The sequence below is a fragment of the Streptomyces gelaticus genome (assembly GCF_014649535.1).
GTDB classification, from domain to species: Bacteria; Actinomycetota; Actinomycetes; order Streptomycetales; family Streptomycetaceae; genus Streptomyces; species Streptomyces gelaticus.
Genome location: NZ_BMTF01000017.1, coordinates 94,438 through 112,175, shown reverse-complemented (window position 1 = coordinate 112,175; position 17,738 = coordinate 94,438). Strand labels below are relative to the sequence as shown.

The 17,738-nt window shown below is 70.7% G+C and carries 14 protein-coding genes and 1 pseudogene; 4 read left to right on the top strand and 11 right to left on the bottom strand.

Annotated elements, in window-relative coordinates:
- Positions 1 to 34: 34 nt before the first annotated feature.
- On the bottom strand, positions 35 to 1,612 hold the full coding sequence (locus tag IE107_RS23425) for a PucR family transcriptional regulator (RefSeq protein ID WP_189545958.1): 1,578 nt from the start codon (positions 1,610 to 1,612) through the stop codon (positions 35 to 37).
- Positions 1,613 to 1,736: 124 nt separating this feature from the next.
- A complete protein-coding gene (locus IE107_RS23420) occupies positions 1,737 to 4,091 on the bottom strand; it encodes an ATP/GTP-binding protein (protein WP_189545956.1) in 2,355 nt (784 codons plus the stop codon).
- 265 nt (positions 4,092 to 4,356) lie between these two features.
- Here IE107_RS23420 and gabT point away from each other — a divergent pair, with 265 nt between their 5' ends.
- A complete protein-coding gene (gene gabT, locus IE107_RS23415) occupies positions 4,357 to 5,697 on the top strand; it encodes a 4-aminobutyrate--2-oxoglutarate transaminase (protein WP_072487193.1) in 1,341 nt (446 codons plus the stop codon).
- Between the two features lie 148 nt (positions 5,698 to 5,845).
- Complete coding sequence (locus IE107_RS23410; RefSeq protein WP_189545954.1) at positions 5,846 to 6,676, top strand: phosphatase PAP2 family protein; 831 nt, start codon at positions 5,846 to 5,848, stop codon at positions 6,674 to 6,676.
- On the opposite strand, the pseudogene IE107_RS23405 reads toward IE107_RS23410, so the two are convergent.
- From IE107_RS23405 to IE107_RS23370, 8 genes and pseudogenes are all read right to left on the bottom strand, one after another.
- Positions 6,612 to 6,941: pseudogene (locus tag IE107_RS23405) on the bottom strand (chitinase); the annotation flags it as partial. The gene IE107_RS23410 and the pseudogene IE107_RS23405 overlap by 65 nt on opposite strands.
- Positions 6,942 to 7,161: 220 nt before the next feature.
- Positions 7,162 to 7,623: a bifunctional DNA primase/polymerase gene (locus tag IE107_RS23400; protein WP_189545953.1), complete on the bottom strand. Its 462-nt coding sequence runs from the start codon at positions 7,621 to 7,623 to the stop codon at positions 7,162 to 7,164.
- A 150-nt stretch (positions 7,624 to 7,773) separates the two neighbouring features.
- The gene (locus IE107_RS23395; RefSeq protein ID WP_189545951.1) at positions 7,774 to 9,189 is read right to left on the bottom strand and encodes an NAD(P)/FAD-dependent oxidoreductase; all 1,416 of its coding nucleotides are present in this window, start codon (positions 9,187 to 9,189) and stop codon (positions 7,774 to 7,776) included.
- A gap of 23 nt (positions 9,190 to 9,212) precedes the next feature.
- The gene (locus IE107_RS23390) at positions 9,213 to 10,013 is read right to left on the bottom strand and encodes an ABC transporter permease (protein WP_189545949.1); all 801 of its coding nucleotides are present in this window, start codon (positions 10,011 to 10,013) and stop codon (positions 9,213 to 9,215) included.
- A complete protein-coding gene (locus tag IE107_RS23385; RefSeq protein WP_189545947.1) occupies positions 10,013 to 10,942 on the bottom strand; it encodes an ABC transporter permease in 930 nt (309 codons plus the stop codon). The genes IE107_RS23390 and IE107_RS23385 overlap by 1 nt, the downstream gene beginning before the upstream one ends.
- Positions 10,939 to 12,087 carry an ABC transporter ATP-binding protein gene (locus IE107_RS23380; protein ID WP_189545945.1) on the bottom strand — a complete coding sequence of 383 codons (1,149 nt, stop codon included), beginning with the start codon at positions 12,085 to 12,087 and terminating at the stop codon, positions 10,939 to 10,941. Before IE107_RS23380 ends, IE107_RS23385 begins: the two co-directional genes overlap by 4 nt.
- Before the next feature lie 70 nt (positions 12,088 to 12,157).
- Positions 12,158 to 13,408, bottom strand: a complete 1,251-nt coding sequence (locus tag IE107_RS23375; RefSeq protein ID WP_189545943.1) for an ABC transporter substrate-binding protein — start codon at positions 13,406 to 13,408, stop codon at positions 12,158 to 12,160.
- Positions 13,409 to 13,450: 42 nt separating this feature from the next.
- Complete coding sequence (locus tag IE107_RS23370) at positions 13,451 to 14,965, bottom strand: gamma-aminobutyraldehyde dehydrogenase (RefSeq protein ID WP_189545941.1); 1,515 nt, start codon at positions 14,963 to 14,965, stop codon at positions 13,451 to 13,453.
- 216 nt (positions 14,966 to 15,181) lie between these two features.
- Here IE107_RS23370 and ybiA point away from each other — a divergent pair, with 216 nt between their 5' ends.
- A complete protein-coding gene (ybiA, locus tag IE107_RS23365; protein WP_373302480.1) occupies positions 15,182 to 15,721 on the top strand; it encodes a riboflavin biosynthesis intermediates N-glycosidase in 540 nt (179 codons plus the stop codon).
- 108 nt (positions 15,722 to 15,829) lie between these two features.
- Here ybiA and IE107_RS23360 read toward each other — a convergent pair whose 3' ends face one another.
- Positions 15,830 to 16,561: a DUF4190 domain-containing protein gene (locus tag IE107_RS23360; protein WP_189545938.1), complete on the bottom strand. Its 732-nt coding sequence runs from the start codon at positions 16,559 to 16,561 to the stop codon at positions 15,830 to 15,832.
- A 133-nt stretch (positions 16,562 to 16,694) separates the two neighbouring features.
- On the opposite strand from IE107_RS23360, the gene IE107_RS23355 reads away from it, so the two are divergent.
- Positions 16,695 to 17,729, top strand: a complete 1,035-nt coding sequence (locus IE107_RS23355; RefSeq protein ID WP_189545937.1) for an adenosine deaminase — start codon at positions 16,695 to 16,697, stop codon at positions 17,727 to 17,729.
- Positions 17,730 to 17,738 lie beyond the last annotated feature (9 nt).

The following is a 17,738-nucleotide window of genomic DNA, read 5'->3' as shown; positions in this document are numbered from 1 at the left end:
GATGCGGACGCAACAGCGGGCTCCGGCGCAGCGGCTACGCCTCCGGCGCCGACGGGGTGCTCGTCGCCTTCAGCGCCAGCCACAGCTCCATCCGGACGTCCGGATCGTCCAGCGAGCGGCCCAGGATCTCCTCCACCCGGCGCATCCGGTAGCGCAGGGTGTGGCGGTGCACCCCCAGGTCCGCCGCGGCGGCGTCCCACTGGCCGTGGTGGGCGAGCCAGGCCCGCAGCGAGGCCACGAGGTCGCCGCGACCCTTGGCGTCGTGTTCGTGCAGGGCGCGGAGCATCCCGTCGGCGAAGGCCCGCACCGCGTCGTCCGCGAGCAGCGGGAGCACCGAGCCGGCCGCCAGCTCCTCGTGCTCGACCAGCGCCCTGCCCCGGCGGCGCGCCACCGACAGGGCCTGTTCGGCCTGCTTGTACGCGGCGGAGACGGCGATCGGGCCCGCCGGTGCGGAGAGACCCACGACCACCTGGCCCTCCTCCGCCCTCGCCCCTTCGGCGGGCGTCCGTGCCTCCTGGGCCTCCGCGTACGCCGCGCAGGCCGCGACCGCCGCTCCGCCGTCCGCGGCGAGGACGACGAGCCGGTCGCCCTCGGGGACGGTCAGCAGGGTCTCGCCGGTCCTCAGGGCCGCCGCCTCCATCGCCTCGCCGAGCGGCGCGGGGGTGGCGGGGTCGGACGCCTCCGCGATGAGCAGCCGGAACGGGGCGTCGAGCAGCCCCCCGTACAGGTCGCCGGCGACGGCCCTGGCGTGGTCCGGCTGGCCGGCGAGCAGCATGCGCAGCACCGCCGCGCCGAGGCGCTGCTCGGCGCCCTGGAGGGACCGGGAGCGTGCGGTGGTCAGGGTGAGCAGGGCGACGGCGGAGTGCACGGCGTACCGCTCCGCGGTGCCGAGTGCCGCGCCGGTGCCGACGGCCAGCGCTCCCCTGACCCGGCGGCCGGTGCCCAGGGACTGGAGCTCGACCCGGTCCTCGGCGCCGCCGACGACCATGCTGGCCGGGGCCGGGCGGTCCCGCAGGCGTTCCACGTCGGGGGTGAGCCGGGCGGCGCGGCGGGCGGCCCATTCGGGGGCCGCGGCGACGACCTGGCCGGCCGCGTCGTACAGCGCGGCCCAGCCGTCGAGGTGGGCGGCGAGGCGGGTGAGGAGTTCACCGGGTCCGTCGCCGGAGAGTGCGGCCCTGGTCAGTTCCCGCTGGACCTCGAACCCGGCCGTCACGGCCCGGTACTGGTCCTCGGCGATCGCCGAGGACACGGCCTTGGCGATCGCGATGAACGGGGTGCGTCGAGGCACTTCGAGGAGCGGCAGCCCCGCTTCCTCGGCCGCGTCGACCAGCGCCTTCGGCAGCTCGTCGTAGTGGACGCCGACCGCGAAGCCCAGGCCGACGACTCCGGCCCCGGCCAGCCGGCGCACGTACCGCCGCATCGCCTCGGGGTTCTCGGCGTCGAGGTTGGTGGCGGTGACGAGCAGGAACTCACCGCCCTCCATGTAAGGAACGGGGTCGGTCAGCTCGCTGGCGTGCGCCCAGCGCACGGGCGCGTCGAGCCGGTCCGCCCCCGCGCGCACGGTGAGTCTGAGCGCCGAACGCTGGACGAGCGAGGCGAGAGTGAGGGGCATGGGGACCGTGGGACCTCGGGGAGTCGGTTTTCGCCGTCCCGTATGAACGGCTGCTGCCAATTCTGCCAGGCTGGCAGGGTCCGGCATGACCACGCCCAAGGACCGGGGCCGCGTCCCGCACCGCTCAGCCGTTCAGATCCACGAGCAGTGGCGGCGCGTGCTCCCCCCGCACGGTCGTCAGGGACAGTACCGCGTGTCCGGCAGGCACCCGGTGGGCCAGTTCCGAGGCCGACCAGCGCTCCCGCTCGACCTGGCGCACGGTCACCGCGTCGGTGGTCACCGCCTTGCCGGTGACGAGCTTGCGCAGGGCGTGCACGGCCCGGGTGAGCGGCTGGTCGGCGAAGACCGTGTGCTTGGCGACCTCGGTGGTCTCCACCCATTCGGTGCCCCAGGCCTGCGCGAAGAGCCGCCCGTCCCAGGTCGTGACGCCGGAGAAGGTCATGTGACAGCCGACCGAGCCGAGCAGCGCCGTGTGCAGGCTCTCCGGCACGTCGCCCAGCCCGCGCAGGGTGAGCAGGACTCCGGCGTTGCAGTTCCGCAGCCGTTGCACGGCCCGTACGGACTCGGTGGTGACGGTGTGCGTGGCGTCGTCCAGGGCCAGGAAGGCGAACAGCGAGCGGTCCGTGCGGGCGGCCGCCCCGGCGGTGAACTGGGCGAGCACCAGCCGGGCGATCAGGCGGGCGGCCTCGGGGTGGGCGCGTTCGGGCAGGTCGATGCGGACCCGCAGCGGGTGTTCGAGGGTGCGTACCGAGAACGGCCGGGTCGCGCCGCTGGTGTCGAAGAAGCCCGCGAAGGCGGGCCGGTCCAGGGCGGCGAGCCGGTCGGCGAGCAGGACCGCCGGGTCGCCGGGGGTGCCCGCCTGCCGGGCCCGGGTGTCGAGTTCGCGCAGGTAGGAGCCGTGCGCATCGCTGTCGAGCCGGGCCCGGAGCTCGGCGAGGGCGCCGGGAGAGCCGTCGAGCAGTTCGCGCAGCACCGGGACGGACGGGAAGCGGTCGTGGACCGCCCGGTACGGGCCGAGCAGCTGGGCGAGTGCGGTCGTGGCCCGCCGCGCGTCGATGCCGGGCAGGTCGCCCGCGATCGCCTCGGCGAGCAGGGCAGCGGCCTCGTCGGCGTCGTCGGTCCCGCTGTACAGGTCGAGGTCGTGGGCACAGGAGGCGTCGCCGGGCCTGATCACCACGTCGTAGCCCTCGTCGGGCCCGAGCGGGGTGCCCGTCGCGCAGACGGCCACCACAACGGCCTGCCCGGCGAGGGCCTGGAGGGCGAGCGACTCCACGACGGGCCGCACCAGGTGCCGGGTCTTGCCCGATCCGAAGGGCCCGACGGCCAGCAGCGAGGAGCCCAGGGACGCCGGGTCGACGGCGGCGCCCGCGCCCCGCCGGGCCGCCGGGTTGCGCTCGAAGTCCGTGTACCGGCCCAGCCGCACCTGCGAGGTGAGCAGGTCGTGGGTGGCGGCCCGGGCCGGCAGGTCCCGGTCGCCCGAAGGGTGCGGACAGGCCCCCGCGCCCCGGCCGAGCACGGCGTCGGTGAACGGGCCGGTCCGGGCGGGGTCGGCCTCCACGGAGAGCCAGGCACGCCGGATCCGTACGCAGTCGACGTCGTTCATCCGCCCGGCCCGCTCGTCCGCCACCAGCCGGTCGGCGGCCTCGTGCCGGCCCGCGGCGCGCAGCTGGGGCCAGTCGGCGGGGTTCTCACCGGGCGCCTTCTCGTGTTCCGGTCCGGGCTTCGCACGGCCGCGCAGCTCCCGGGCGAGGGTGAGCCAGCCGCCGGCCCGCGCGATCGGCAGCAGGATCGCGGCGGCGCCCACCAGGTGGTAGACCGTCTTGAAGGTCTCCACGCGCTCCAGGGTCTCCTCGGCCGTGCCGCCGTACAGCCAGGAGTACGGGGTCAGGCCCAGCGCCAGGTCGTCGAAGGGCAGCAGCTCGTCGGCATTGGCGAAACACCAGACGAGGACGGCCCCGACCAGTGCGGTGGCCAGCGCCCGGCCCGGCTGGGGGTGGTCGACGGCGTACCGGTGGAACACCTCGCGCCAGTTGCCCAGCCGCCCGAAGCCCCAGATCACCAGGGCGGCGACCAAGCTGTTGTAGACGGCGAGGGCGGTCAGGGCCGCCGCGGGGCGTTCGAGCCCCCACCAGTCGGACGGTGTGACCACTTCGAGGAGGATCCGGCTGTGCGGCACATATCCGTTGCGCCACAGCGACCACACCAGCATGGCGGCGAGCAGCGCCACGATCGCACCGCCGATCAGCGCCCGGTCGGGCACCCGGTCGGGGTCGGACTCGGGCCGGGGTGTGTGGCCGAACCGCCACAGGCCGGGCTCGGCCGCCGCGCGCGGAGTGCGCAGCCAGTCCCCCAGCGCGAGGCGGGAGGCGGGGGCGTATTCCGGCCTCGGCGGCAGTTCGGGTGGTGGCGGGCCCGCCGGGCGCGGCACCGGGCTACCGGAGCGGGTGTCGCGCGAGCCGTACGTGCCCTCGGTGTCCATCTGCTGTCCCTCGTCCCCTGACCAGCGCCGACCGGTAACTTCGGGCGCGCGCGCCCGAAGTCATCAATCTAGTGCCCCGCATCACCCCGTCGGACGCGGTCCGGCGGGATGTCTTCGCCTGTCCCCCGGGGCCCCGCACCCCCTCGCTATGTCCGTGACGGACAACGACGCGCGGGCACCACTCCCGATCGGAACATGCCGTACCCCTGGCCCCACCCATAGCCTGCACGAAGAAGCGTCCGAAACATCCCCCCAGGAGCCCCTCATGACCGCAATCCCGCAGGAGCGCCGCGTCGTCACTGCCATTCCCGGCCCGAAGTCGGTGGAGCTGCAGGCCCGCCGTCTGGAGACGGTGGCCGCAGGTGTGGGCTCCACCCTGCCGGTGTTCACCGCCCGCGCCGGTGGCGGGATCATCGAGGACGTGGACGGCAACCGTCTGATCGACCTCGGCTCCGGTATCGCCGTGACCTCGGTCGGCGCCTCCGCCGAGGCCGTCGTGCGCCGCGCGTCCGCGCAGCTCGCCGACTTCACCCACACCTGCTTCATGGTCACGCCGTACGAGGGGTACGTCGAGGTCTGCGAGCAGCTCGCGGAGCTGACGCCGGGCGACCACCCGAAGAAGTCCGCGCTGTTCAACTCCGGCGCCGAGGCCGTCGAGAACGCGGTGAAGATCGCCCGCATCCACACCAAGCGCACCGCGGTCGTCGTCTTCGACCACGGCTACCACGGCCGCACCAACCTCACGATGGCGCTGACCGCCAAGAACATGCCGTACAAGCAGGGCTTCGGCCCGTTCGCGCCCGAGGTCTACCGGGTGCCGGTGGCGTACGGCTACCGCTGGCCGACCGGTGCCGAGAACGCCGGTGCCGAGGCGTCCGCCCAGGCCATCGACCAGATCAACAAGCAGATCGGCGCGGAGAACGTCGCCGCGATCATCATCGAGCCGGTGCTCGGCGAGGGCGGCTTCATCGAGCCGGCCAAGGGCTTCCTCCCGGCGATCGCCCAGTTCGCCAAGGACAACGGCATCGTCTTCGTCGCCGACGAGATCCAGTCCGGCTTCTGCCGCACCGGCCAGTGGTTCGCCTGCGAGGACGAGGGCATCGTCCCGGACCTGATCACCACCGCCAAGGGCATCGCGGGCGGTCTGCCGCTCTCCGCCGTGACCGGCCGCGCCGAGATCATGGACTCCGCCCACTCCGGCGGCCTCGGCGGCACCTACGGCGGCAACCCGGTCGCCTGCGCGGGTGCGCTCGGCGCCATCGAGACGATGCGCGAGCTGGACCTGAACGGGAAGGCGAAGCGCATCGAGGAGGTCATGAAGGGCCGCCTCGGCGAGATGCAGTCGAAGCTCGACAACGGCGACATCATCGGTGACATCCGCGGTCGCGGCGCGATGATCGCGATCGAGCTGGTGAAGTCCGGCACGAAGGACCCGAACCCGGAGGCCGCCGCGAAGCTCGCCAAGGCCTGCCACGCGGAGGGTGTGCTGGTCCTCACCTGCGGCACCTACGGCAACGTCCTGCGCTTCCTCCCGCCGCTGGTGATCGGCGAGGACCTGCTCAACGAGGCGCTCGACGTCATCGAGCAGGCTTTCGGCCGGATCTGACCTGTGCGAACCCCGGCGGCTCCGGAACGCGATTCCGCAGGGGGTCCGAGGGGCCCGCGTGAGGGCCTGTGAAGAAGGTGTGGGAGGCCGATGGCGGGATCTGTTTCCCGCTGTCGGTCCTCCATCGCCTGCCGTACGGTTTCTGCAGATGAGAGAAACACCCCGCCCGCAGGGGACTGCGGGCGATGCCGGGCCGGAGCTTCCCCAGCGCCGTCCTGGCCGTGCCTTCGCGCACACCACCGGAGCCTCCGGCTCCGGAACTCCTCACCGATCGGATGGCCGCTCGCCCCAGACCCCCCGGGGCGTGCGGCAAACCGGTCCGACCGGCCGCCCCGGAACCACCCCCCCTGTTCCCGGGCGGCCGGCCCTTTTCCTTTTCCCGGCCCTCCTGGCGCTGTTCGCGCTCACCACCTGGCAGGTCGCGGCCGACGGCCCGTTGCGCGCGCTCGACGAGCGGACCGGCCGGGCGGTCGTGGGGGACGGCCCGGCCCGGCCGGCCGAATTCCTCGCCGATCTGGGCAATATGCAGATCGCACTCCCGGTGCTGGGCTGCGCGATCGTTCTCGCCCTGGTGCGCGGTGCGCGCCGTGCCCCGCTGTACGCGGCGCTCGCCATGGGCGCGGTGCCGGCTCTGGTCGTTCCGCTGAAGGCCTGGATCGCCCGTCCGGGGCCGCTGACGGACGCCCCCGGCTACTTCCCGTCCGGCCATGCCGCGACGGCCGCGGTGGCGTACGGGGCGGCGGCGCTGCTGGTCGCGCCGTACCTGCGACGGCCGTGGTCATGGATGATGCCCGTCGCCGCTGTCCTGCTGACCACGGCGACGGGCATCGGTCTGGTGCTGCGCGGCTACCACTGGCCGCTGGATGTGCTGGGCAGCTGGTTCCTGTGCGGAATGCTGCTTCTGCCGCTCGGCCTCAGCTGCCGAAGTAGGCGTCGAAGTTCTTCGAGAACTCCCCGTTGTCGAACCGGTCCCAGTTGATCGACCACGTCATCAGCCCGCGCAGCGTCGGCCATGTCCCGTGGGTGGCGTAGGAGCCGCAGTCGGTCTTCTTCGTCAGGCAGTTCAGCGCCTTGGTGACCTCGGCGGGCGAGGTGTGGCCGTTGCCCGCCTGGGTGGAGGCCGGCAGACCGATGGCGACCTGGTCGGGGCGGAGCGGGGGGAAGACCTTGGTCCGGTCGCCCGCCACCGGGAAGCCGGTGAGCAGCATGTCGGTCATGGCGATGTGGAAGTCCGCGCCGCCCATCAGACCGCCGGCGGCGAGCAGGGTCGCCGCGAAGGCGGCCACGACTCCGGCAAATCGGGCGGGCGGTCCCGTGCGTTCCACAACGGCCTCCGTGCGTGGGGGGAATTGGGTGCGGCCGCCACAACATGGTCCAGACCAATCAGCTTGTCAAGACCTCTGACAGCCCGGGCCGCCCGCCCGGTCGGCCGCGTACACCGTTCCCCCGCCCGCCGGTTCACCGTCAGTCCCTCCCGTTCTCGGCCTGCCTGGCCACCGCGTCGTGCATAGCGAGCTCCAGAAGTGCCGCGTCGGTGAGGGTTCCCGAGCCGTCGGGCGGGATCAGCCAGCGCACCCCGCCGTTGGACGCCCCGCCCGGATGGGGCACGACGATCCAGGTTCCCTGTCCCACGCCCCGTACTCCGGTGCCGACCCAGCGGGCGACGGTGCCCGGCGCCACGAAGAAACCCATGCGGGCGTCGCCGAAGTCGGAGAGAACAGGACCGGGTCTGTCGATGAGACGGGTCAGTACGTCGAAGGTGGGATAGCCCAGCTCCCCCGGAAGGATCAGCACGTCCCAGCGCCGGCCGGCGGGCAGGAGCGCGACCCCGCGGGGATTGCGCTCCCATTCCCGCCGGCAGGCGTCCGGATCCGGCGCCACCGACACAAGCCACTCGACTGCTGTTTCGACCCCCGCGCCAGCCATGACCGGCCTCCATTTCCCTGTGTACCGGCCATGCATTGCCGGTGTGTTCACATGGGAGAGAGCGGTGGCACTGATCGATTACGCGGGTTCGGGCCACGAGTTGGCAGACGAACGGGCCGGTCACCCGCGAGGGTGACCGGCCCGCCCGGCTCAGCTGTCGAAACCGAGCCCCAGCCGGTCCATCGTCCGCAGCCAGAGATTGCGGTGGCCGCCATTGCTGTCCGCCCTGGCCAGGGACCTCTTGGTGAGCTCGATCCCGGCCCAGGCGAAGGGCTCCGGCGGGAACGGCATCGGCTTGCTGCGGACCATTTCCAGCGTGGTCCGTTCGTTCTGTTCGCCCGCCAGCAGATCGAGCATCACATCGGCCCCGAAACGGGTGGCGCCGACGCCGAGTCCGGTGAATCCGGCGGCATACGCGACGCGGCCCTGATGGGCCGTGCCGAAGAATGCGGAAAAGCGCGAACAGGTATCGATCGCCCCGCCCCAGGCATGGCTGAAACGGAGCCCCGCCAACTGCGGGAAACAGTCGAAGAACTGGCCCGCGAGTTTGAGGAAGGTCTCCGGACGCTGATCGAGATCGGCGCTCAAGCGGCCGCCGAACGGATAGATCGCGTCATAGCCGCCCCACAGGATCCGGTTGTCGGCCGACAGCCGGAAGTAGTGGAACTGATTGGCGCTGTCGCCCAGCCCCTGCCGGTTCTGCCAGCCGATGGAGGCCAACTGGTCCGCGGTGAGCGGCTCGGTCATCAGTGCGTAGTCGTAGACCGGCACCGTGTACGGGCGCACCCGCTTGACCAGCGACGGGAAGATGTTCGTACCGAGTGCGACCCGCCGCGCGAAGACCCTTCCGTACGGGGTACGGACCGCCATTCCCGTGGTGGACCTGGCCATTTCCAGACCCCGGGTGTGCTCGTAGATCCGCACCCCGAGACCGAGACAGGCCTGCTTCAGGCCCCAGGCCAGCTTGGCCGGGTGCAGCATGGCGACGCCCCTGCGGTCCCAGATGCCGCCCAGGAATGTCGGTGAGTCGACTTCGGCGCGCAGCGCGTCCCGGTCCAGGAATTCCGTTCCGGTGAAACCGAGTTTCTCGGCCTCCTGGTGCCATTCCCGGAGCTCTTCGAGCTGGTGCGGTTCGGTGGCGACATCGATTTCTCCGGTGCGCTCGAATTCGCAGTCGATCGCGTAGCGGGCGACGGCGGCCTCGATGGCGTCGAGGTTGCGCTCCCCGAGCTCCTCCAGCTTGTGGATCTCCTCCGGCCAGCGCTCCAGGCCGTTGGGCAGGCCGTGGGTGAGGGAGGCGGCGCAGAATCCGCCGTTGCGCCCCGAGGCGGCCCAGCCCACCTCGTGCCCCTCGATCAGTACGACATCCCGTTCCGGGTCGCGTTCCTTGGCGATCAACGCGGTCCACAGTCCGCTGTAGCCGCCGCCGACGACGAGCAGATCGCAGTGCTCGTCACCGGTGAGCGCGGGCAGCGCCTCGGGCCTGCCCGGGTCGTCCAGCCAGAACGACACGGGCTTCGCGTCGGAGAGTGATTGTGCAGCAGTACGCATGGCAGCTGGGGCCATGGTTTCCAACTCCTTCAGACTTTCTAGCGTGCGCTGTTCTTGCGCCGGTTCGCGATGAGCTGGCCGACGACGACCACCATGACGGCAATGATGAACATCGCCGTACCGATGACGTTGATCTGCACGGGCGTGCCGCGCTGTGCCGATCCCCAGACGAACATGGGGAAGGTCACGGTGGAGCCCGCATTGAAATTGGTGATGATGAAATCGTCGAAGGAGAGCGCGAAGGCCAGCAGCGCTCCCGCGGCGATTCCGGGGGCGGCGATCGGCAGCGTCACCCGCAGGAAGGTCTGCACGGGTCCGGCGTACAGATCGCTGGCCGCCTCCTCCAGCCTCGGGTCCATCGACATGACGCGTGCCTTCACTGCCGTCACGACGAAGCTCAGGCAGAACATGATGTGCGCGATCAGGATCGTCCAGAAGCCCAACTGTGCGCCCATGTTGAGGAAGAGCGTGAGCAGCGAGGCGGCCATGACGACCTCGGGCATCGCCATCGGCAGGAAGATCAGCGAATTGATCGCGCCGCGCGCCCGGAAGCGGTAGCGGACCAGCGCGAAGGAGATCATCGTGCCGAGCACGGTCGCGCCCACGGTGGCCCAGACGGCGATCTGGAGGGACAGCGAGAGCGAGCCACACATGTCGGCGACGCCACAGGGGTCCTTCCAGGCGTCCAGGGAGAAACGCTGCCAGGCGTAGTTGAAGCGCCCGTTCGGCTTGTTGAACGAGAACACCATGACGACGACGTTCGGCAGGATCATGTACGCGAGGGTCAGCAGACCAGCGATGACGATCAGATTCCGGCGAATCCAGCGCAGTACGGGCATCAGACCAGGTCCTCCGTCCCGGAGCGTCGGATGTAGACGGTGACCATGATCAGGACGACCGCCATGAGGATGAAGGAGAGCGCGGCCGCCGTCGGATAGTCCAGGACCCGCAGGAACTGGGTCTGGATGACGCTGCCGACCATCTTGGTGTCGGTGGAGCCCAGCAGTTCGGCGTTGACGTAGTCACCGCTGGCCGGGATGAAAGTGAGCAGCGTTCCGGAGACGACGCCGGGCATGGAGAGCGGGAAGGTCACCTTGCGGAAGGTGGTGGCGGGGGTGGCGTACAGGTCGCCGGCCGCCTCGTGCAGCCTGCCGTCGATCCGCTCCAGCGAGGTGTAGAGCGGAAGGATCATGAACGGCAGGAAGTTGTACGTGAGACCGCAGACCACCGCCATCGGCGTGGCCAGCACCCGGTTGGACTCGGTCCAGCCGAGCCAGCTGGTGACGTCCAGGACGTGCAGGGTGTTCAGTACGTCGACGACCGCGCCGCCGTCCGCGAGGATCGTCTTCCAGGCGAGCGTGCGGATCAGGAAGCTGGTGAAGAACGGCGCGATGACCAGCACCAGGACGACGTTGCGCCAGCGGCCGGCCTTGAACGCGATGAGGTAGGCGAGCGGGTAGCCGAGCAGCAGGCACAGGAGCGTGGCGGTGCCCGCGTACAGCAGGGACCGGACGAACTGCGGGTAGTAGTCGGTCAGCGCGTCCCAGTAGGTCTGGAAGTGCCAGGTGACCTCGAATCCCTTCTCCAGGGATCCGGTCTGCACGGAGGTCGACGCCTGGTAGACCAGCGGCAGCGCGAAGAAGACCAGCAGCCACAGGATGCCGGGGAGCAGCAGCCAGTACGGGACGAGACGCTTGCGGGTGGAGGGCTTGCGTACCTTGAGCTCCGCCGTGACGGGCGCCGGTGGCGCCTCCTTGGTGACGGTCACGCCGCGTCCTCCACCGTCTCCACACCGGCGTCGATGTCCTGGGCGGCGTCCAGCCCGAAGGTGTGCGCCGGATTCCAGTGCAGCACGACCTCGGCGCCGGGCGTGAGCCGGGCGTCGCGCTCGATGTTCTGCTCGTAGACCTGCAGCGCCTCGCCGGCCGGGCTCTCCACCACGTACTGGGTGGACACTCCGATGAAGCTGGAGTCGACGATCCGGCCGGTGACCCGGTTGCGGCCGTCCGCGATCGCGTCCGCGTCGTCGGCGTGCGCGAGCGAGATCTTCTCCGGGCGGACGCCGAGGAGCAGCTTGCCGCCGTTCACGGTCGGGGCCGTGCACCGGTCGGTGGGCAGCCGCAGCTTCCCGCCGCCCGCGGCCACGACGATGTCCGTGCCCGCGGAGACGACCTCGCCCTCGATGAGGTTGGAGGTGCCGAGGAAGTTGGCGACGAAGGTCGTCCTCGGGTTCTCGTACAGATCGGCGGGGGCGCCGAGCTGCTCGACCCGGCCCCCGTTCATCACCGCGACGGTGTCGGCCATCGTCATGGCCTCCTCCTGGTCGTGGGTGACATGGATGAAGGTGATGCCGACCTCGGTCTGGATGCGCTTGAGTTCGAGCTGCATCTGGCGGCGCAGCTTGAGGTCGAGGGCGCCGAGCGGTTCGTCGAGCAGCAGCACCTGCGGGTGGTTGATCAGGGCGCGGGCGACGGCGACGCGCTGCTGCTGGCCGCCGGAGAGCTGGTGCGGCTTGCGCTTGGCGAAGTCGCCGAGCTGGACGAGCTCCAGCATCTCGGCGACCTGCTTCTTCACCGATTTGATGCCGCGCCGGCGCAGACCGAAGGCGACGTTCTCCGAGATGTCGAGGTGCGGGAAGAGTGCGTAGCTCTGGAAGACCGTGTTGACGGGCCGTTTGTACGGGGGAAGCCCGGTGATGTCCTGGCCGCCGAGCGAGACCGTGCCGGTGGTGGCCTCCTCCAGGCCGGCGATCATCCGCAGGGTGGTGGTCTTGCCGCAGCCGGACGCGCCGAGCAGCGCGAAGAAGGAGCCCTGCGGGACGGTCAGATCGAGCGGCTTGACGGCTTCGAAGGAGCCGTACGTCTTGCTGATCCCGGTGAGGCGGACGTCGCCGCCTGTCTGCTGCTGTGTCATGGATCGCGGTCCCAGTGGTGTCAGGGGGAGGTCGGTGGGAGATCGGGTGGGCCGGGGAGGGGCGCGGCGGTCAGGCGCCGATGAGCTTGGCGAACTTCTCTTCGTACGCCGTCTCTTCCTGGCTGGTCAGGGAGCGGAAGGCGTGCGACCGGGACGCCATCTCCTTGTCCGGGAGGATCAGGACGTTGGCAGCCATCGCCCGATCGATCTTCGCCAGCTCGTCGCGGACCCCGTCGACCGGACAGACGAAGTTGATGTACGCGGCGAGCTTCGCGGCGACCGACGGCTCGTAGTAGTAGTCGATGAGCTTCTCGGCGTTGGTCTTGTGCCGGGCCTTCACCGGGACCATCAGGTTGTCGCTGGATATGACGTAACCCGCGGCCGGGATCGCGTACTTGATGTCCGGATTCCCGGCCTGGAGCTGGATGACGTCGCCGGCCCAGGCGACACAGGCGGCGATGTCGCCCTTGTCGAGGTCCGCGGTGTAGTCGTTGCCGGTGAAGCGGCGGATCTGGTTCTTGTCGACGCCCTTCTGGAGCCGTCCGATCGCGGCCTCGTAGTCGGCGTCGGTGAAGGTGCCGGGGTCCTTGCCCATGTCGAGCAGGGTCATGCCGACGGAGTCGCGCATCTCCGAGAGGAAGCTGACCCGGCCCTTGAGCTTCGGGTCGTCGAGCAGCTGGCTGACGGAGTCGACTTTGCGGCCGCCGGTCGCCTTGGAGTTGTAGGCGATGACGGTGGGGATGCCCGCCCAGGGGTACGAGTAGGCGCGGCCCGGATCCCAGTCCGGGGAGCGGAACTGGGCCGAGAGGTTGGCGTAGGCGTGCGGCAGGTGCGAAGCGTCGAGCTTCTGCGCCCAGCCGAGGCGGACGATGCGGGCGGCCAGCCAGTCGGTGACGCAGATGATGTCGCGGCCGGTGTCCTGGCCGGCCGCGAGCTGCGGCTTGATCTTGCCGAAGAACTCGACGTTGTCGTTGATGTCCTCGGTGTACTTGACCTTGATCCCGGTGCGTTCGGTGAACGCCTCCAGGCTGGGCCGGTGCTTGCCGTCGTCGGTGACGTCCATGTACTCGGTCCAGTTGGAGAAGTTGATCTGCTTCTCCGTGGCCGAGTGGTCGTCCGAGGCCGCCGCGGCATCCCCTTCCCGCTTCGCGGGAGGGATGCCGCAGCCGCTCAGCATCCCCAGTCCGCCGATCGCGAGCGCCCCCATGCCGGAGGCGCGGAGGATCGATCGGCGGGTCAGAGCGCCCCGGCCGCTGGTCAGGCTGCGCCGCATCGCGGCGAGTTGGGCCGCGGAGAGGCGCTCGGGCTCGTACTGCTCCATGCGCGTTGCCCTTTCGGGTGTGTGTGGCCCGGGTCGGCCGGGTTATCGGTCCCCGAAGATCGTGCGGTGCCAGTCCTTGCGGGCGACCGCGGTGTTGTCGTACATGACGTGCTTGACCTGCGTGTACTCCTCGAAGGAGTACGACGACATGTCCTTGCCGAAGCCACTGGCCTTGTATCCGCCGTGCGGCATCTCGCTGATGATCGGGATGTGGTCGTTGACCCAGACGCAGCCGGCCTTGATCTCCCGGGTGGCGCGGTTGGCGCGGTACAGGTCGCGGCTCCAGGCGGAGGCGGCGAGGCCGTACGGGGTGTCGTTGGCGAGGCGGATGCCCTCGTCGTCGGTGTCGAAGGGCAGCACGACCAGGACCGGGCCGAAGATCTCCGACTGGACGATCTCACTGTCCTGGGCGGCTCCGGCGACCAGCGTCGGCCGGTAGTAGGCGCCGGCCGCCAGTTCGCCGCCGGGGGCCTCGCCGCCGGTGACGACGGTGGCGTAGCCGCGGGCCCGCTCGACGAAGCCGGCGACCCGGTCCCGCTGGGCGTGGCTGATCAGCGGGCCGAGGTCGGTCGACGGGTCGAAGGGGTCGCCGAGCCGGACGGTCTCCATGAGCGCGGCGACACCCTCCACGAAGGCGTCGTACAGCGGGCGCTGGACATAGGCGCGGGTGGCCGCGGTGCAGTCCTGGCCGGTGTTGATGAGCGCTCCGGCGACCGCGCCGTTGACCGCGGCTTCGAGGTCGGCGTCGTCGAAGACCACGAAGGGGGCCTTGCCGCCGAGTTCGAGGTGGAGGCGCTTGACGGTGGAGGTGGCGATCTCCGCGACCCGCTTGCCGACGGCGGTGGAGCCGGTGAAGGAGGTCATGACCACGTCCGGGTGGCCGACCAGGTGCTCCCCGGCGTCCTTGCCCGCGCCGGTGACGATGTTGATCACACCGTCGGGGATGCCCGCCTCGGTGGCCGCCTGGGCGAACATCAGCGAGGTCAGCGGGGTGATCTCGGCGGGCTTGAGGACGATGGTGTTGCCCGCGGCGACGGCCGGGAGGATCTTCCAGGCGGCCATCTGGAGCGGGTAGTTCCAGGGCGCGATCGAGCCGACGACGCCGATCGCCTCACGGCGTACGTAGGAGGTGTGGTCGCCGTCGTACTCGGCGGCCGACTTGCCCTCCAGGTGGCGGGCAGCACCGGCGAAGAAGGAGGTGTTGTCCACGGTGCCGGGCACGTCGAACTCGGTGGAGAGCTTGATCGGCTTGCCGCACTGGAGGGACTCCACGTACGCGAAGTCCTCGGCCTGCTCGGCGAGGACGGCGGCGAAGCGGTGCATCGCCTCGGAGCGCTCGGCGGGTGTCGTGCCCGACCAGCCGGGGAATGCCTCGCGTGCGGCTGCCACGGCGGCGTCCACGTCCGCGGTGCCCGCCAGTTCGTAGCTGTAGACGGTCTGGCCCGTCGCAGGGTTCACCACGTCGTGGTGACGTCCCGATGTTCCGGACCGCAGCTTTCCGCCGATGTACTGTGCGCCGTCCGCGAAGCGGTCCCGCACCTGGATGCCGTTGCCCATGACGATCTCCTCCGCCGCGCACCCCGGAGCACGGGGGCGGCGTAGCCTCTGCTCGATTTGAGTGCCGATCCTGGCAGAGGGGATCAACACCAACAAGTGATTCCGTTGTTGCCTTTTGGTTACGCGACGGAATCTGTCGACCATGTGTCGCGTCGCCGCGGAAATCCCCGTACGTAGTGTCAGTGGCGAATGCCAGAATCGCATGTCATGGAACACATGGACGATCTCCTGGCGCGGACCGCGCGCGGCGAGAAGGTGAAGTACCTGCACTTCTGGGGGCACCGTCCGCGGCCCGACGGCCACATCGGCGCGAGCTGCCTCAGCCAGTGGTGGCCCTCGCCGTTCACGGTCGACGGCGTGCGGTACGCCTCGGCCGAGCACTGGATGATGGCCGCCAAGGCCCGGCTGTTCGGCGATGCGGAGTCGGAGGCCGCGGCGGTGGCGGCGAAGAGCCCGGCGGCGGCGAAGAAGGTGGGCCGGCTGGTCCGCGGTTTCGACGACGCGACATGGGAGCGCGAGCGGTTCGCGCTGGTGGTGGCCGGCAGTGTGCACAAGTTCGGCGGCGATCCACAGCTGCGGGAGTTCCTGCTGAACACCGGGGACCGGGTGCTGGTCGAGGCGAGCCCGATGGACCGGATCTGGGGCATCGGACTGGCGGCGGACGACCCGCGGGCGGCCAGTCCGGCGAGCTGGCGGGGCCTGAATCTGCTGGGGTTCGCGCTGATGGAGGCGCGGGCGGAGCTGCGCGCCTCATGAGTCCCCGCCCGGACGCCCGATGGCCCGGCGGGGCCGGGACACGGCCCCGCCGGGCCATCGGCGGTGACAGCGGCGCCGGTACCGCGGGGGTCCGTCACCCGAAGGCTGCTACCGGCTGACGTCGACGACCAGGGACGTGGAGTACGGGTCGTCGTTGTAGCCGCTGTCCTCGAATTCCTCGGCGTGGGTGGCGAACAGCCAGATGAAGAAGCTGATGATCGCCACACCGAAGACGATGCCGATGGATCCCATGATGATCCCGGCGAGCGCCTGACCGCTGTTGTTCGCCTCACCGCGCTGCACCCTCTTGCGCCCGAGGATGCCGAAGATCAGGGCCAGTACGCCCAGGATCAGGCTGGGTATCCCGTAGACGCAGAACATGCAGACGGCCAGGATGCCGAGCACCATGGCCGCGGTACCCATGCCGTTGGCGGGCGGCGGGCCGCCCCAGGGCGCCTGGTTGTAGCCGGGGTATCCCGGGTAGCCGCCGTACTGCGGGGACGGCGCGGCCGGGTAGCCGTACTGTCCGGCGGTCGGCGGGATCTGCTGGCCCGGTCCGTTCGGCCCGAGCGGCGGCGGCGGTACTTCACCGGGACCGGGGCCGAATCCGGTTCCGGGCACCGGGCCGCTCTGCGCCGGCGAACCGAACGCCGGCGGCGGTGCGTCGGCCGGTGCGGGGCCGTCCCCGGTGCCCGGCATCGAGGTGACCGTGGGCTGCTGGTGCACAGCGGGCGGGCGAGGATCGCCGGCCGGCTTCTCCAGCGGCACCTTGCTGTCCGGCGGAGCCCACGGATCGCGCGGCGCGGCCCCGCCCTCGGGCTGCTCTGTGTTGTCTGACATGGGCCTCCCCCATCGTGGTCCCGTCATGCTACGGCCCCTGCGCCCGCCGGGGGCCCCGGCCTACGATGATCCCCGTCCCCTGCCCGGCCGACCGTGCCCGGCACCCGAACCGTCCCACGCGCCGGAGATTCCGTTGACCGATCTGCACCCTTTCATCGCGGGGCTGCCCAAGGCCGAACTGCATGTCCACCATGTCGGCTCCGCCTCGCCCCGTATCGTCGCCGAGCTGGCCGCGCACCACCCCGACTCCAAGGTCCCCACCGACCCCGAGGCGCTCGCCGACTACTTCACCTTCACGGACTTCGCGCACTTCATCGATGTGTACCTCTCCGTCGTGGACCTGATCCGCACTCCGGAGGACGTCCGCCTGCTGACCTTCGAGGTCGCCCGCGACATGGCACGGCAGAACATCCGCTATGCGGAGCTGACCGTGACCCCGTTCTCCTCGACCCGGCGCGGCATCCCGGAGCAGGCGTTCATGGAGGCCATAGAGGACGCCCGCAAGGCCGCCGAGGCCGAGCTCGGGGTCGTACTGCGCTGGTGCTTCGACATTCCGGGCGAGGCCGGGCTCGAAGCCGCCGAGGAGACCACCCGGCTCGCCGTGGACCTGCGGCCCGAAGGGCTCGTCTCGTTCGGTCTCGGCGGTCCGGAGATCGGTGTGGAACGCCCGCAGTTCAAGCCCTACTTCGACCGGGCGATCGCCTCGGGCCTGCACTCCGTGCCGCACGCCGGGGAGACCACCGGGCCGCAGACCGTCTGGGACGCCCTGACCCATCTGCGCGCCGAGCGCATAGGCCACGGCACCAGCTCCGTCCGGGACCGGAAGCTGCTGGCCCATCTCGCCGAGCACCGCATCGCGCTGGAGGTCTGCCCGACCTCGAACATCGCGACCCGCGCGGTGGCGGACATCGAGCAGCACCCGGTCAAGGAGATGGTCGACGCGGGCGTACTGGTGACCATCAACAGCGACGACCCGCCGATGTTCGGCACGGACCTCAACAACGAGTACGGGGTGGCCGCCCGCCTGCTCGGTCTGGACGAGCGGGGTCTCGCGTCGCTGGCGAAGAACGCGGTCGAGGCGTCCTACCTCGACGCGGCCGGCAAGCGGAAGCTGGACGCCGAGATCGACACGTACACGGCCAACTGGCTGGAGCAGCCCGGCCGGTGACCCGTGGTC

Excerpts from the sequence above, each read along its gene's own strand:
- ybiA (WP_373302480.1), top strand. The coding sequence starts at position 15,182 with ATGGACGATCTCCTGGCGCGGACCGCGCGCGGCGAGAAGGTGAAGTAC.
- IE107_RS23390 (WP_189545949.1), bottom strand. The coding sequence starts at position 10,013 with ATGCCCGTACTGCGCTGGATTCGCCGGAATCTGATCGTCATCGCTGGT.
- IE107_RS23375 (WP_189545943.1), bottom strand. The coding sequence starts at position 13,408 with ATGGAGCAGTACGAGCCCGAGCGCCTCTCCGCGGCCCAACTCGCCGCG.
- IE107_RS23420 (WP_189545956.1), bottom strand. The coding sequence starts at position 4,091 with ATGGACACCGAGGGCACGTACGGCTCGCGCGACACCCGCTCCGGTAGC.
- IE107_RS23400 (WP_189545953.1), bottom strand. The coding sequence starts at position 7,623 with ATGGCTGGCGCGGGGGTCGAAACAGCAGTCGAGTGGCTTGTGTCGGTG.
- IE107_RS23425 (WP_189545958.1), bottom strand. The coding sequence starts at position 1,612 with ATGCCCCTCACTCTCGCCTCGCTCGTCCAGCGTTCGGCGCTCAGACTC.
- gabT (WP_072487193.1), top strand. The coding sequence starts at position 4,357 with ATGACCGCAATCCCGCAGGAGCGCCGCGTCGTCACTGCCATTCCCGGC.
- IE107_RS23395 (WP_189545951.1), bottom strand. The coding sequence starts at position 9,189 with ATGGCCCCAGCTGCCATGCGTACTGCTGCACAATCACTCTCCGACGCG.
- IE107_RS23360 (WP_189545938.1), bottom strand. The coding sequence starts at position 16,561 with ATGTCAGACAACACAGAGCAGCCCGAGGGCGGGGCCGCGCCGCGCGAT.
- IE107_RS23370 (WP_189545941.1), bottom strand. The coding sequence starts at position 14,965 with ATGGGCAACGGCATCCAGGTGCGGGACCGCTTCGCGGACGGCGCACAG.
- IE107_RS23380 (WP_189545945.1), bottom strand. The coding sequence starts at position 12,087 with ATGACACAGCAGCAGACAGGCGGCGACGTCCGCCTCACCGGGATCAGC.
- IE107_RS23410 (WP_189545954.1), top strand. The coding sequence starts at position 5,846 with ATGAGAGAAACACCCCGCCCGCAGGGGACTGCGGGCGATGCCGGGCCG.